Below are 13,917 nucleotides of genomic sequence, written 5' to 3'. Positions count from 1 at the left end.
GGCAACCTCTGAGGGAGAGAGGAGAAACGTCTCGGGTGAAGGGCGAGCTTCCGCCCGCCCCCTCCCTCCCCCGCAGGGAGGGAGAAAAAGCCGAGCTCAGTAGATGGTGATGGTGCCGGTGTCGAAGGTCGCGTCTACGTCGGGCACCACGGGCAGCGAGATGAAGACGTGGGCCTTGCCATTGACAGTGCCTGAGTCCGGCGTGAGGGTGAATTTGGCCGTCACGTCGAGGGCTGCGCTCACGCTGCCACCCACACCGCACAGCTTTCCGCTCACCGAAGCGCTGGCCGAGAGGGCCAGTTGGCCGGCCAATTTGGCAGGGACCACCGTGAGTCCTGCGTCCACCGCCGCGTACAGCCGGGCGTCAAATTTCCAGTAGGCCGTACAGAAAAGGGCATCCTCGGAACCTTCGGCGTGGTACTTGTAATCCACCGCCGCGCCCGCCGTGAGGCCGACGCCGCTGAGCGACGTGCCGTCCTCATTCAGGGGCGGCGTGCGGTTGGCGTCCAGCCAGCCCAGCATCACGTAACCGTCCACAACGGGTTTGGCAACCTTGAGGTCCACGGTGGCGCTCACGCGGCTCAGGCGGTAGAGGGCCGCGCAGTCGGCCTCGAGGTAGGGCTTGCACACTTTATCGCCCGTACCCTTGTACGTTCCGATGTAGATGTGGGGCGTCTTGCTGATTTCCAGTTCGGCGGGACCCTGAATCTGCACCACGCCCTTCGCCACCGCCAGGGGTTGTAAGTCCGTGCAGTCCACCATGTCGGTCTTGGCCACCGGGCCCACGCACAGCGAGAGCTTCAGGCCGTCGAGCCCCAGCGAGCCGTGGAAGCGGCCTTGCGGCTTGATGCCCTTGCGGTACCCCGCGTTGATGCCGCCGTCCACGAGCAGGTAGGCGTCACCCGCGAAGTCGAGCTTGAGGTCGGCGGGTTTGAGCAAGACCAGTGCCGCCGCGTGCACCACCGTTGAGTCGCCCAGGTCGCCCACCACCCCGGCGGCCAGCGTGAGGCCGGACGCGGCGGTGGGTTCTTTCTGGATGTCGCTGAACTTCATCGAACTGCCCGCACCGGGATTCCAGCCCAGATTGTAGGCCATGCCGCCGTAGACCTCGTACACCTTCAGGCCGCCGAACGCGAGGCCTTCCTTGCTCTTGCCGCTTGCCAGCACGTACCAGTGGCTCTGGTTGCCGCTGCGGCCGAAGAGGCCCTTGATCTGCATGGCGAAGTTGTCGCCGATCTTCATTTCGCCTGTGTCGAAGCGCATGTCCTGGTTGGCGAGACCGGTGGGTCCCGCCCCGATGGCCTGCGCGCCCACGCCAGTCAGGTTCTGGTCCTGGGCCTCGAAGCCCAGGTTGAGCGCCTGGCCCTCGGCGCTTTTCACGTCCTGGGCGAACTTGTCGGTGTGGAGGCTCAGGGTGTAGTCGCTCGCGCTCGCGCGCAGGGCGAAGAAGGCCGGGGTGGTGATGTTCTGGCCCGCCTGCCCGGTCTCGCCGAGGTTGACCTTGCCGTTCAGCAGCAGCAGCCCCTCCCCCGTCTTGTCGTCCTTGTCAAACTTCACCCCGGCCGGCACGACGGTCATCTTGGTCCCCGCGAAGGTTCGCTCGCCCACGACGGCGGCAGCGTCGCACGTGCTCATGGAGATGTTGCCGAGTTTGGCGCTGATCTTGAGGTCCGAGCATTTCAGCTTCAGGCCCGGCGACACCCGCGAGAGGTCGAAGCTGCCCGCGAGGTGGAAGGTGCCCGCCTCTGGGCCCTGGTCCTTGAAGTTGATAGACGTGGCCGTGAAGCTGCCGTCCGGCCCGTAGGCGCGCGTGAGGCCCGCCTGATCAGGCGTAAACTTGGTGCCGTCCAGCGTGCCGGTGAGGATGCCGCCGCCCACGAAGGGCAGGGGCCCGACGCTCGCCGCCTGAATGCTCCTGAGCAGGTTGGAGCGCACCACGACCACCTTGATGTGCGAGGTGCTGAAGACCCAGTCATGGAAGGGTGGGTTCTTGCTCGCCGCCACGTCCGCGTCCACGTTCAGGTTCCAGCCGCCCTTGCCGAAGCTGACGGGCACCTTCTTCTTGAGGTTCACGTCCATCGGCGCGGCGTTCACGCCCTGGCCCTTGCCCTTCAGCACATCGAGGCTCTTGATCTGCGACACCTGAATGTTGTTCGAGAGCCACAGCAGGCCCTGCCACGCGGGCCCCACGTCCGGCACCCGCACGGCGGCGGGCGCGCCCCCGTAGGTCTCGCGCAGGAGGGTGGCCTGATCGGCCGTGTCCGTCGAGAGCGCCTGGATGAGGCCGCCCTGCCCGCTCTGCCCCTGGCCGGTGCGGGTGGGTCCCTCGCCGTAGCCGTGGGGCTGCACGCTGGAATTGGGATCGAGGTCGAGGTAGATGCTGTTCGCCGCCGAGCCGGTGGCGTCCATCGCCAGGCCCGAGTCGCCGAGGTGCAGCTTGCCGCCGCTGCTGTTCACGGTGCTGGGAAAGGACGCCTGCGACACCCCATGGACCACCCGCGCCGAGACGAGGGCGCCGTGGTTGTCGAGGTACAGCTCGGGAAAGCGCAGGAAATCGAACTGCCCTTTGCCCAGCACGAGGTCCAGGTCTTCCACATTCACCGCGCCGAGGAGGGTCGACACGTTCAGCACGCCGCCCTGCACTGTCCCCGGGGGTAAGCCGATGCCGTAGCCCGTGTTCACCCCGGCCTTCGCTGCCTGGTCCAGCAGGCCTGCGCCCTTGAAGGTGCCGTAGCCCGTGCCGGTGGCGAGGAGGGGATCACCCGAGGTCAGCGCGTTCGGGGCAAAAGCGAGCGGTTCGTCCCCCGCGCGGCGGCTCCGAGCCGCCGCGAGGATGGTGCCACGCTTGCCCAGGCCCACGCCGCCGGGCGTGAGGGTGGGTGTGAGAACGGGCTGACCATTCTCGCCGTTCTTGAAGTTGAGCGCCTGATCAAAGAGTTCATTGGAAAAGATGTCGAGCAGGTCGTCCGGCCCCATGGGCATCTTGGGGTCCTTCTGAACCTTCTGGTCGATCAGCTTCTTGAGGTACAGGGTAAAGGGCGCGGCCTCGTAGTCGGGCGAGGTCACCACGGCGCTTTTCAGCGCCGCGCCCGCAGGGCCGAACGCCACTTCCTTGACCTTGAGCTGCATGGGGAAGAGGTCCGGCAGCGGCGCGCGGAAGGAGCCGTCCTTCTCCGCGCCCTGCGCGAACATTGAAAAGTCGCCTTCTTTCAGCGTCGCTGTGTCGCCGTCCACCGTCACCTTGAGCTTGGAGACGTCCCGCGCCGCGAGCGGCACACCCAGGCTCCCCACGGCCAGGGTGCCGCCCTCAATCTGGACCTTGGCCCAGAAGTTGTTCGGATCAAACGCCTTGGGCGCGCCCGTTACCTTGTCCTTGTCGAGCAGGATGAGGCTGAGGATGGTAAAGCGGAACTGGTGGTCCCCCTCGCCCACGAGGAGCAGCTTGGGCGGCGCGGTGCCCGCGATGTTCACGACCTGCACGCTGACGTTCGCTCCGGGGGGCACCTTGGGGTCGCTGGGGTTGCCCAGGTTCTCCACCTTCAGGGCGTAGCGCCCGGCGGTGGTGGTGGGCAACGTGACCTGCGCGGTGTTGAGCCCCGCCTTCAGGGTCACGTCGCGGGTGTCGAGCACCACGGGCGTGCCCGTCGCCGCATCCTTCGCGTCCAGCCGCGTCCAGGTCCAGCGCACGCGCAAGGTGCCTGCGCCCTCCACGTTCAGCGTGACCACCGAAGCGGCCTGCGCGTTCTGCGCCACGTCCACGGGGGTGGGGGCGGGCGTGCCGGTGCCCGGAAGCGGCTGGCCGGGAGCGGCGGCGGCGCGGACCTCAGCGGAGAAGGTATTCACGCCCACGGCCACGCCGATATTCGCCACGCCCTGCGCCACCACACGGGAACCGAAGTCGTAACCCTGGGCACGCAGGGTCACGGGGTAGACGCCGCTCTGGGCGTACACATGTTTAACTTGTGCTGCGGCCGTGGTGTTTGCCACGGGCTGCGACGAGCCGTCCCCAAAGTCCAGGCTGTAGCTGTACCCGGGGTCTGTGACGAGGTCCGAGAGGTCAATGAGGCTGGGTTGCCCGGCCCGGTCCGGGGTGACCGTCAGCGTGGAGGGAGGCACGTTCACCGTGACGGGCGTGGTGCCCAGGAGGGTGCCGTCCGTCAGATTGACCTTGACCACATACGTGCCGTCCTTGCGGTAGACGTGGGTGCCCAGACGCTGTCCCTCCGCGCTCTGGGTGAGCGTGTCGGGCCCGCTCCCGTCGCCCCAGTCCACGCGCAGGGCCGTTCCACTGGGCACCCCGTTGACGGTCAGCGCCACCTGTTCCCCCACGCGCGGATTCGGGGGCACCACGCCCAGAGCCGCCTGGGGCGCGGTCACAACGACGGGCAGTTTGCACGGCAGGGGTTGGGGTGCGCCGCCCTGGGCCGTCACGCTGAGGCTGACCTGGAAGGTACCGGTGGCGGCGTAGGTATGCTTTGCCCTCACCTCCAGGCTGCGTCCCGTGTCCACGGTGCTCGCCGCGCTGCCGTCACCCCAGTCAACCGTGACGGTCCGGCCTGCGGGGAGGCCGCTGAAGGCGTACTCCACCGGGGCCCACAGCCGCACTGGCGTCTCAGACGTGGTGAGCGTGGGGCAGGACACGGCCCCCACCTGCACGGTGACGGCCGGGCTGGACACGGAGCCTGCAAAGACGCGCACCACGTACACGCCGGCCTTGGTGTAGGCGTGCGTGCGTTTGGCGGCGCCGCTGCCGGTCACCTTCTCCTGCGTGCCGTCGCCCCAGTCGAGGGTGTACGCGGTTCCGGCGATCAGGCTGTCCAGGGTGGCCTCCACGGGGTCGCCAGGCAGCACTCCCGTTTGTGGGTTCACCGCCAGGGTGGGCGCGGGAAGCGTGACCGTCACGGTGAGGACGGTGGGGGGCTGGCCGGGAGCGGTGAGCTTCACGCTGTACACGCTGGGGTCCGCGTAGCTGTGGGTCCGCGCCGCGGTACCGCTCCCCGTCACGCCCTCCACGGTGCCGTCGCCCCAGTCCAGTGTGTACGTCACGCCCGCGACCACCCGCCCCAGGGTGGCGGTGAAGGGGGCTCCGGGCGGCGCGCTCCCGGGCGACACGGTGAAGTCGGGGGTGTTGAGCGTCACGGTCACGGCGACGGGGGCCACGCCGGGCACCGCCCGCCCGCCGCGCACCAGCTGAACGGTGTAGGTGCCGGGCGCGGAGTAGCTGTGCTTCACACTCGCCCCGGCGGGCGAGGAGGCGTTGTCGCCCCAGTCAAGCTCCAGGCCGGGTGCGGCGTTCCCCACCGAGGCGGTCACGCTCTCGCCCACCAACGCCGAGGTGGGCGTCACGCTCAGCGTGGGCGTGGGGGCCGTCACCGTTACAGCCTGTACGGCCACCGAGGGCGCGGCCCCCACCGCCGCCAACTTCACCGTGTACGTTCCCGCCGCCGCGTAGCTGTGGATGCGGGTCAGGGTCCCTGCGCCACTGACGTTTTCCACGGTGCCGTCGCCCCAGTCGAGCGTGTAGGGCACTCCGGCGAGCAGGTTCCCCAGCGCAGCGGTGAAGGGATCGCCCACATTGCCGCTCACGGGCGTGACCCCCAGGGTCGGTGCGGAGGCCGCCACGGCCACGGGGGCCGAGCAGAGGGTGTCGCCCGCCGCCGTCTGCACGGTCACTGTGTAGCTGCCTGGCTGCGCATAGCCGCCCGCTTTCGTCACGCTCGCGGTGGGCTGTCCCAGGGGCAGCACCACGCGGGTGCCGTCGCCCCAGTCCAGGGTGTGCGGCGCGCGCGTCTGCGTCATCAGGTTACTCAGGTTCGCCGTCACCGCCTGCCCGGGGGTGGCTGGACTGGGCGTCAGGGCGATCTGGCAGCGCTCCATTACGGTGATGCCGGCCGTGGCGGCGGGAGCGCCCGCCGCGCTCCGCAACACGGCGGTGTAGGAGCCCGGAGCCGTGTAGACGTGCGTGGCGCTTTGCGGCGTCGGTGGAGACGTGAATGTCACTGGATCGCGGCCGCCGTCGCCCCATTCCAGCGTGTAGCTGGCGGTGCCGCCCGTGAGGCCGGGGGCCGTCATCTGCGCGGTGACGGCGGTGCCCACGAAGGAGGAGGACGGAAGCTGAAGGGTGACGCTCTGCTGCGCGGCGGCCTGCGAAAAGGCCAGCAGCGCCAGCAGCAGCGCGAGGCGGCGCCAGGCTGAGTCCAGCGGGCGCAGCCACATCGGCAGGGGCGGTCCGCTGCGTGCGGACCAGGGAAGGGGCGGACGGTGCAACATGCAAAACCTCCCGGAGAGAGAAGTGGAGCGAAGGTCCTGGCTCAGGTGGGGTGGGGGACTGAAATGGCCCGCAGGGAGGGGAAACTCAGAACGTGTAGCGCAGCCCGACGCCCCCCTGCACGGGGTTGGTGGTGTCGGGGCGGTAGCGCACGCTGCCGCTGACCTGAAGGCGTTCGGACACCTTGTACAGCACGCCCAGGCCCACGTCGCCCGTCCAGGGGGCGGGACTGCCGGGCGCGTAGTTGAGGGCGGACGAGAACTCGGCGCTCAGGGCTTCGCGCGTATACGTCACGCTGCCGCTGAGGCCGCCGCCCGTGCGGTACGTCGTCACGCCGCCCGTCACGCTGGGGTTGGCGGTGAGGTTCAGCCGCAACTGGGCATTGAGCCCCTCGCCCTGCGCCGTCACGCCCGCGCTGCCGCGGTAGGCCGTCACCCAGGCTGAAGTCGCCGCGTCCTGACGCCAGGTCACGCCCCCGCCGAGTTGGACCGAGAAGCGTTCCCGCTGATACTGCACCTCGCTGTCCAGCGCGTGCGAGGGTGAGGGCTGCCCCGCGCCGGTGTAGGTCAGCCGCCCGCCCCAAGGCTGTGGAGCGCGGGTCACGGAGGCGGTCCAGCCGAGAGCAGCGGGCACGGCGGCGGCGGAACCCACCCCGAAGCGCCCGCTCACATTCGCTCCCGCGGAGAGCGACCAGCCCGGAGGGCGGGTGCTTTGCAGCCCCAGGTCGCTGCTCCAGTTGCCGGCGGAATCTGCCCGCGCCGAGGTGGTGACGGTTTCGGTGGCGGTCACGTTCACGCTCGCGTTGCCACTCAGGCCCAGGCGCGAGGGGGTGGGGCTGCCGGGCTTGCCTCCCGCTGTGGTGCTGCTGTGGTCCCAACTGCCCTGAAGGTTCACGCTGGCCGGGTGCGCGCCCTCGAAGCGGCCCGTGACTCCGGCGCGGGCGCGGGTGCTCACCGTGCGGTTGCCGTACCCCTCGTCGGTGCCCGAGTCGCTGAGGGTGGTTCCGGTGCCCAGGGACCAGTTCCAGCGCTTTGAGAAGCTGCCGCTTCCGGTCAGGTCCGCGTTGACCACCCGGAAGGCGTACCCGGTTCCGCCCCCATCGGTGTACACGGCGGTGACCCCGAGTTGCCGCAAACCCGTGTCCCCGGACGGCGCGAAGCCCTGCTGCACGAACAGCAGTCCAGTCTGCCCCCGCCCCGAGAGGGTGCGCGAGGCGTCGTACTGGGTCAGCACCACCGTCTTGTCGCGGGTGTAGGTCAGGCCAAACGACTGTTTCTCGGGTCCGGCGAAACTCGCCCGCGCGTCGAGTTGCCCGCCCAGCGCCTCGCCGCGCCAGGTGGCGTCGAGGCTGAGACCGCTGAGCGCCGGGGACGCGGGCAGGAAGTAGCGCACGCCGAAGCTGCCTTCCGCCCGCGCCGTGCCCACGGCGAGCAGCAGGGCCAGTAGGCCGAGGGGCCGCCTCCCCCTCACGGAACAGACCGGGCCGGAGTGCGACCTCCTCCGGCAGACAGGAAGGGCGGACGGGCCGCCCGCGAGGGAGAGGCCGCTGGATCACGACGCTTCATGGATTTGCCTCCTGGCTCTATCGTCCGGGGGAGGGCGTCAAATGGGCGTCAAAAGAGGGTGGGAGCGGGGAAAGTCCCGGTTCTCCCCATCCCTGGCCCGCCTACTTCCTGCAGGTCAGGTTGACGCGGAAGCTGGGGTCGGGCACGGTGAAGCCGACCTTCACGCCGCGGTCTGCGCGCACTTTCTTCTCCACCTCCAACTGGAACTTCTGCGGCGCGTAGGCCGAAACGGCGGCGGCGTCCATCTTGCTCTCGGGGAAAATCTTGAACTGATACACGGTGCCGCCGCCCTGCAGCATCTTGGCGTAGGTCTTGTCCTGCCAGCCCTCGCGCCAGCTCTTGGACCAGCTGTTGCCGTCGGCAAAGTCAATCTCCACGGCGCCGTTGTAGATGATGCCGGCATTGTCCATCGTCAGGGTTTCGGTCGTCCCGTTGCGAATCTCCATCGTCACGCCCCAGCCCTCGCCGTAATACTGGTCCTGCACGCGGTCCACTTTCGTCACGCGCAGTCGCCAGATGCCGTTGAACAGCCACTCGTTCACGCAGCCCTCCACGCTGGCCTTCTGGCCCGCCCCGCCCGCCCCGTTGCCCTGGGCATTGGGGCTCGCCGCGCTCCCCGTGCCCAGCCGCACCACACTGCCCACGATGTTGACGGGTACGCCCAGGGCGGGGAGCACCGTCACGGGCACGTACGTCTTGCCGTTGAGCACGACGGGTTTCTCAGGAGAAGGCTTGCCGTTGAGAAAGAGGGTCTGGGCCGAGGCGGCGGAGGTGAGGGCAGCGAGCAGCAGGGTGAGGGGCGCAGTACGCATGGGGTCTCCTTGAGGCGAGAGGGAAGGCGGTGGGATCAAGAGGAGGGCCCGGACGGAGAAGGCGGCGCGTCCCACCCGCGCAGGTGCAGGCCGTCGCCCTCGCCCAGGAAGCGGGAAAAGTCCTGCACGCTGATGAAGTACCGCTCTGGACCACCCACCAGAGGTGAGAGCGCGACTCGCCAGTCTTCGGGGGAAGCGCCGTCGTTCCAGAGTCGCAGCACGTAAAACTGTTCTCGCCTCATGCCCCACAGTAGGTGCCGGGGCGTCAATCTGGCGTCAAAAACTGTGTGTGCGCGCTTTTTTTCGCAGTACAGGCAACTGTTTAACACGAAGGCGTTCCCTGTCACTGCGCGGCGCGGAGGATGCTGTCGCGCCGCGTAGTGACGCCCTAAGTACAGCGCAGTTGAGAAGTAGACTTAGGCATGGCCCGCCCTGCCCGACGTATCGAAATTTCAGAGGAAGACGACGCTCGCCTCCGTGAATTGGAACTCAGCCCTCATACCCATCCAAAGGCTCGGCTCCGAGCCAGTATTCTGCGACTCCATCGAGCGGGTTGGAGCATTCCCCAACTGTCAAAACACTTTGATCGCAACCATCAAGCCATTCACAACGACCTCACACGGTTTGAAGAGGACGGAATGTCAGGACTGACGGATGGATGCGCACCCGGACGACGTTCCGCGGTGACCCCAGAGGTTGAGCAGTTTCTCCACGAGAAACTGCAGGAACAGCGCTTCTGGAACGCGCCTCTGCTGTGCGAGGAAATCGAGAGGCAGTTGCAGATCGTGATCCGACCTCGTGCCCTGGGCAATCATCTCCAACGGCTGGGATACAGCTGGAAGCGAGCAAGGGATTCACCGGCAAAGAAGCTCGATCCTGAAGGGGTGCAGCAACATCAGCGCGCCTTGGAGACGCTAAAAAAGGGGCATTGGACGGCCGATTGACCTTGAAGTACCTCGATCAGACCGGCCTTTCCTTGATGTTGTCCATCGGTGGGACTTGGTTCAGGCGGGGTTCTGGGCCACAGTTTGAGATCCCCACCCGGTGGGGATCGGCTGGACGCATCAACCTCATCGGCACCTCCAGCTTCCAGGGACGTGAAGAGCGCCTGCAAGTCCGTAAGCTGCAGGGAACGTGCAACACTCAGCAGGTCATCGCTGACTTGGAGACCCTGGCTGCAGGCTGTACACCCGATCGGCTCACCGTCGTGGTCCTGGACAACGTTCCCTTTCACAAGGGAGCGCAGTTCGCAGAAAAGATCACACAGTGGGAAGAGAAAGGACTGTAGCTGCGTTACCTCCCACCTTATGCGCCTTTTCTCAACCTGATCGAGGAGGTGTGGCGCAGACTGAAGGGCATCCTGATGCCACGTCGCTGTTACAACTCGGTGCCTGAACTTCGCGGGGCCCTGGTGACGGGACTCAACATCCTCGGCACACAGTTTATCTAAATCTTAAATGCGTTGTACTAATTGACTGGGGTCTCGCTGATTCGCGCGACCTGCGCTTGCAACTCGCGGATGGCCGCCAGGAGGCGTTCACAATCTGGGCAAGGTACGTCCGAGATGCCCTCACCTGACCGGTGTAGCTCGAAGTCCTGCCCCATCCCCAGCTGCGGCCACTGGTGCGGACGTACTGGCAGGTCGAGGAATTTCATGCGTCAGTGCAGGAAGAACACCGCTTCATGCCGGAGCGCACCGTTTGTCTGACGTTTTTCAGTGGAGATTCCTGGCAGGGCACACTGGAGCGCATGCCCGGCGCCACCTTGACCGGCATGCACCTGACGCCACAGCGGCTGGTGTCGGTGGGCCTCACGCGGGCCATGGGGGTCGAGCTCTATCCCTGGGGCGCGCGGCAGCTCTTCAGCTGGGCCATGGGAGTGCAGACGCTGGACCTGGCCCCGGTGTCAGGGCCGGTCAGCCGCGCCATTCCGGCCCTTTCCTGGACATAGTGAATGGTGGCGTCGCAATAGTTCGGCAGCCCAGCATTTCAGTGGACCTAAAGATGCCTCACTCCCCTTTTTCGAGCGAGCGAACATCGCACCAACTCACCACACATTCGTGCCCACACTTGTTGGGCTCCGAGCAGAATGGGCAGTATGAAACGTTTTGGTCTGCTGGTACTCGCTACAACACTGCTGGCTTCGTGCTCGACTACCCCAACGCCAGCGATGCACTCACTGACGGTTACGATTGCGGATATAACCCAAGCGATGCCCGTCTTGGTGTGGAACGCAACGAGGGATGAAGTCGTGTTCGATGGGTCTATTGCAGGCTCTAAAGTTTTTGCCAATCTGCCCGCCAACGAGGAGTACGTGGTGTTGGCTCGCTTCTCACCAGGCTACAGCACTGTCCCCGCATCACAGAAAATTTCTTTGACTGGCGACAAGACCATCACGTTGGTCTATGCCGTACCCGTACCTGGCGAAACGAATAGGTAGACACGGACAACTTATGCCATAGAGCACCTCTCAGCTCTAAATACCCTTAGAGCAGAGACTGACGGCTAGAGTTTATAGGCTCAAGTTCGCAAAGCCGGATACCGTGAGCAGCATGACTGATGTTTACTCCCTTCCTCGCGGCATTACTGGTTTCGCCCCGAAGGGAGAGAGGCATCCCTGGGTGGAGAGCGCTGACTTTCATCGGCTGTGTAATGAGGCCGCACGATACGTTCGCGCTCGCCTCGTTCGAGTCGCTACCGCTGAAGGTCAGGTTGACCGAAATTTCCATGTTGCAGAGGTGCAAATCGGCTCCGAGAGGACTTCCATCCTCTGCAACGCCCACTATCCGTGGCTGGCCCTGGTCGAGCCAACCCATGCGGTTGACTTTGCTTCCCTCGCATTCAACATGAAGTGGAAAGAGGTGCCGGGCCTGGCACAAGCGCTGAAAGGTTTTTCAGACTTCCGTGTGCTGGACATCGCGTATCTCGAAGCTTTTCCGAAATCTCAGGTGCTTCAAGACCTTTGGGCATGCGAGGTTAAGCAAGTCCAATCGTGGAAACCCCAGCGTATTGGGGAGATCATTTTCAACGCCTGGGACTGACCACGGAATTTGACTTCAGTCGCCCCGTCTCTGATCTAACTGGGCTTAGAGCTAAGACAGTGTGATGTGTTCAATACGGTCTGCTGCATCACCCTGCCAGCGCTCGGAGATGCTCCGACGAACACTCCTTGCGAGTGCCCGAGGCGTCGGCTCGACGACATCCTGAGAATGAGTACAGATCAGCACCTGGTCCGCCCGCCGTGCAAGCGAGAGCACCACTCGCACGAACGCTACGTTGAGGCCTGTCAGGTCGATCATGCCACCCACAGTCTCTGGCTGTCCCTCTTCCAACCACACACTGAAGCTGTCCCCAGAATCACGTTTAGGTGTTCCCCACAGGAGGTACGCTTCGTCGCGATCATAGGAAGTCCTGTCGGGCGAACTCATGGTCACGCGAGTGAGAACACTGTCGAGGAGAATCCCGTACCCCCGAGGAAGGGCGGTTCCACCTAGATCCGGCCAGCCACAATTCTCGGAGGCGTCCTCATCCAGTTGAATCTGCTCAGGAAGGCAGCCATAACGCTCAATGATCTCTGAGCGGGTGTGCAGCTCAAAAGGGTATTGCCAGGGACGAGCCATCAAGCGAAGCGTACGTCATGAAAAACGAAGAAGGCGACCCGGAGGCCGCCTTGATTTCTCTAACATAGCCCGATATACGGTGAGGGTCAACCTTATGCGAGGAGTGCCGTACTGATGCGAGTTCATGCTCAAGCCCAGTGGGGTGCTTGAACGATCAGGCCCCAGGTGGTGACGCGGAGCTGCCATCCCCAGAACGTCTTGCGAGTGCGACACTGGGCGGCCTGTTCCTGCTGCTTGGCTTCCTGGTGGAGGGTTTGGACGCGTTCTTGAGCAGTGCTGTGGCGGTAGAAGTCGTTCATGCCCTTATGGTGCGGCCCCACCTACTCACAGCACATCAGCAAGTTGCGAGTAGGTTGTGGAGGACCCTTAATGGGATCCGCTTCTCTGTCCTAATTGGCGTTAGCGCAGGAACTTCGATGACTCTCACGCACTTCCTCCCCAACTCCCCTCACCCCAGGAAATGGTAATCGGTCAAGCCAAGCCGCGCTCTACGCCCCAAGCATGGGCTAAAGAGCCTCAGAAGGACTCTGGAACCCCCGTTCACCCCCTGGACGCAGCATCAACCAGCAGGCGTTCCTAAAGCGCTGAGGGAAGCGGGCGCCGCCCGGCAATGACCGCCCGCACGGTGGCAGCGGGATCAACAGACAGGGCCTGCAGGCGTCCCGTGAGGATCAAGGGGAGCCGCTGAGCGACCGCCTTCCGGACATCGATACTCCGGTCCGTGGCGAGTTGTTCCCATTCGCAGGGTTGCAGGTAAGTTTCTCGAATGGCCGTTAATTTCGTTTGCAGCTTCCCCCCTTGAAGTGACGTGGGGGAGGAAGAACGACGGGCTCCGCGTATGTAAGGGCAACGCTCTGACGACCGAGTGCCACGAGTTGGAAGAGGGCGAGGCGCTGGGCGGTTTGTTCCTTCCAGGCAAGACCCGCCGTACGGGCTTCCTCCACCGTGCCGTGCACGGAGAATGCCTGAGCGAAGGTCGTGGCTTCAGGCCGTCCGTGGAGGAAGAAACGGCCTTTCGGGCCGCCGACGTCGAAGTAGAACGCTTTCTCGTTCTCACGGCGGGCTTGGACGCATCCCAGCACGTAGGTTGCGAGATCTTCCTCACGTACGCTGATGTCTTGCCGGATCTGGCGGTACACCTGGGGAAGGTCACCTTGGAGGACGCAAAACTCGCGCTGCTTCCGAGTGACCCGGAGGTCGAGCCAGTGCTTATGCACGCCCAGGGATACGGGACGAACAGGGGTGAGGGGAATCATGTCCATGCGTCCAGCGTGTGCGGGGGAGGTGATGATCCGTCAAGCGGCACTGACCTCTCAATAGCGATTCTGTTCATTACAGAATGCCGTAGACTCGGAGGATGACGGGCGACGTGGTTCCTCAAGCGTTAGCAATCCTGCCTGCAAGGCGGCGAATCTCTCAGTATTACTTCCGTCCTGGAAGGACCGACTCTAGCTTCAGGCCTGAAGCGTCCAGAGCGGTTTCACGCTTCTGCTGAACCTCACGGCTCTGGATGCCTGCCAGGAAATCGCAGTTCACCTTGTGGTCGGTGGCGAAATACCTGGGTCTGGAGGCCTTGATGACTTCAATGACCCGGGCGCAAAAGGCCGCCTGTGACATGATGACGCCATGTCCGGGCAGCAATTGACCACGCAC

13 protein-coding genes and 1 pseudogene are annotated in these 13,917 nt (G+C 65.1%); 5 read left to right on the top strand and 9 right to left on the bottom strand.

Annotated features, from left to right (window positions below):
• Positions 1 to 96: 96 nt before the first annotated feature.
• The 4 genes from B9A95_RS05810 to B9A95_RS05795 all read right to left on the bottom strand — a co-directional run bounded on the left by B9A95_RS05810 (position 97) and on the right by B9A95_RS05795 (position 8,887).
• The gene (locus tag B9A95_RS05810; RefSeq protein WP_084045997.1) at positions 97 to 6,270 is read right to left on the bottom strand and encodes a PKD domain-containing protein; all 6,174 of its coding nucleotides are present in this window, start codon (positions 6,268 to 6,270) and stop codon (positions 97 to 99) included.
• A gap of 85 nt (positions 6,271 to 6,355) precedes the next feature.
• Positions 6,356 to 7,738, bottom strand: a complete 1,383-nt coding sequence (locus B9A95_RS05805) for a hypothetical protein (RefSeq protein WP_084045996.1) — start codon at positions 7,736 to 7,738, stop codon at positions 6,356 to 6,358.
• A 196-nt stretch (positions 7,739 to 7,934) separates the two neighbouring features.
• Positions 7,935 to 8,645, bottom strand: coding sequence for a hypothetical protein (locus B9A95_RS05800; RefSeq protein ID WP_084045995.1), 711 nt, complete (start codon positions 8,643 to 8,645; stop codon positions 7,935 to 7,937).
• 35 nt (positions 8,646 to 8,680) lie between these two features.
• A complete protein-coding gene (locus tag B9A95_RS05795; RefSeq protein ID WP_084045994.1) occupies positions 8,681 to 8,887 on the bottom strand; it encodes a hypothetical protein in 207 nt (68 codons plus the stop codon).
• A 180-nt stretch (positions 8,888 to 9,067) separates the two neighbouring features.
• Between B9A95_RS05795 and B9A95_RS05790 the strand changes: the two genes are divergently transcribed.
• Together B9A95_RS05790 and B9A95_RS36790 are read left to right on the top strand one after the other, a co-directional pair.
• Positions 9,068 to 9,589, top strand: a complete 522-nt coding sequence (locus B9A95_RS05790) for a helix-turn-helix domain-containing protein (RefSeq protein WP_084045993.1) — start codon at positions 9,068 to 9,070, stop codon at positions 9,587 to 9,589.
• A pseudogene (locus B9A95_RS36790) lies at positions 9,574 to 10,095 on the top strand (IS630 family transposase). The gene B9A95_RS05790 and the pseudogene B9A95_RS36790 overlap by 16 nt, the downstream one beginning before the upstream one ends.
• 17 nt (positions 10,096 to 10,112) lie before the next feature.
• Here the strand turns inward: B9A95_RS36790 and B9A95_RS05780 are convergent.
• Positions 10,113 to 10,301 carry a hypothetical protein gene (locus B9A95_RS05780; protein ID WP_084045992.1) on the bottom strand — a complete coding sequence of 63 codons (189 nt, stop codon included), beginning with the start codon at positions 10,299 to 10,301 and terminating at the stop codon, positions 10,113 to 10,115.
• Between B9A95_RS05780 and B9A95_RS36540 the strand changes: the two genes are divergently transcribed.
• The 3 genes from B9A95_RS36540 (at position 10,269) to B9A95_RS31640 (ending at position 11,685) form a co-directional block, all read left to right on the top strand.
• Positions 10,269 to 10,595, top strand: coding sequence for a DUF6597 domain-containing transcriptional factor (locus tag B9A95_RS36540; protein ID WP_342744566.1), 327 nt, complete (start codon positions 10,269 to 10,271; stop codon positions 10,593 to 10,595). The two genes, B9A95_RS05780 and B9A95_RS36540, sit on opposite strands and share 33 nt — an antisense overlap.
• A gap of 147 nt (positions 10,596 to 10,742) precedes the next feature.
• Positions 10,743 to 11,084: a hypothetical protein gene (locus tag B9A95_RS31645; protein ID WP_139806498.1), complete on the top strand. Its 342-nt coding sequence runs from the start codon at positions 10,743 to 10,745 to the stop codon at positions 11,082 to 11,084.
• 112 nt (positions 11,085 to 11,196) lie between these two features.
• On the top strand, positions 11,197 to 11,685 hold the full coding sequence (locus tag B9A95_RS31640) for a hypothetical protein (RefSeq protein WP_139806497.1): 489 nt from the start codon (positions 11,197 to 11,199) through the stop codon (positions 11,683 to 11,685).
• 51 nt (positions 11,686 to 11,736) lie between these two features.
• On the opposite strand, the gene B9A95_RS05765 is transcribed toward B9A95_RS31640, so the two are convergent.
• The 4 genes from B9A95_RS05765 to B9A95_RS05755 form a co-directional block, all read right to left on the bottom strand.
• A complete protein-coding gene (locus tag B9A95_RS05765; protein WP_084045989.1) occupies positions 11,737 to 12,264 on the bottom strand; it encodes a hypothetical protein in 528 nt (175 codons plus the stop codon).
• Between the two features lie 128 nt (positions 12,265 to 12,392).
• A complete protein-coding gene (locus B9A95_RS33285) occupies positions 12,393 to 12,563 on the bottom strand; it encodes a hypothetical protein (RefSeq protein ID WP_170928446.1) in 171 nt (56 codons plus the stop codon).
• 474 nt (positions 12,564 to 13,037) lie between these two features.
• On the bottom strand, positions 13,038 to 13,526 hold the full coding sequence (locus tag B9A95_RS05760; RefSeq protein ID WP_084045988.1) for a hypothetical protein: 489 nt from the start codon (positions 13,524 to 13,526) through the stop codon (positions 13,038 to 13,040).
• Positions 13,527 to 13,686: 160 nt separating this feature from the next.
• Positions 13,687 to 13,917, bottom strand: coding sequence for a hypothetical protein (locus tag B9A95_RS05755; protein ID WP_084045987.1), 231 nt, complete (start codon positions 13,915 to 13,917; stop codon positions 13,687 to 13,689).

Source organism: Deinococcus hopiensis KR-140 (genome assembly GCF_900176165.1).
Classification (GTDB): domain Bacteria; phylum Deinococcota; class Deinococci; order Deinococcales; family Deinococcaceae; genus Deinococcus; species Deinococcus hopiensis.
Note: the sequence above shows the minus strand (reverse complement) of the source record. Positions and strands in the feature narration are given on the sequence as shown.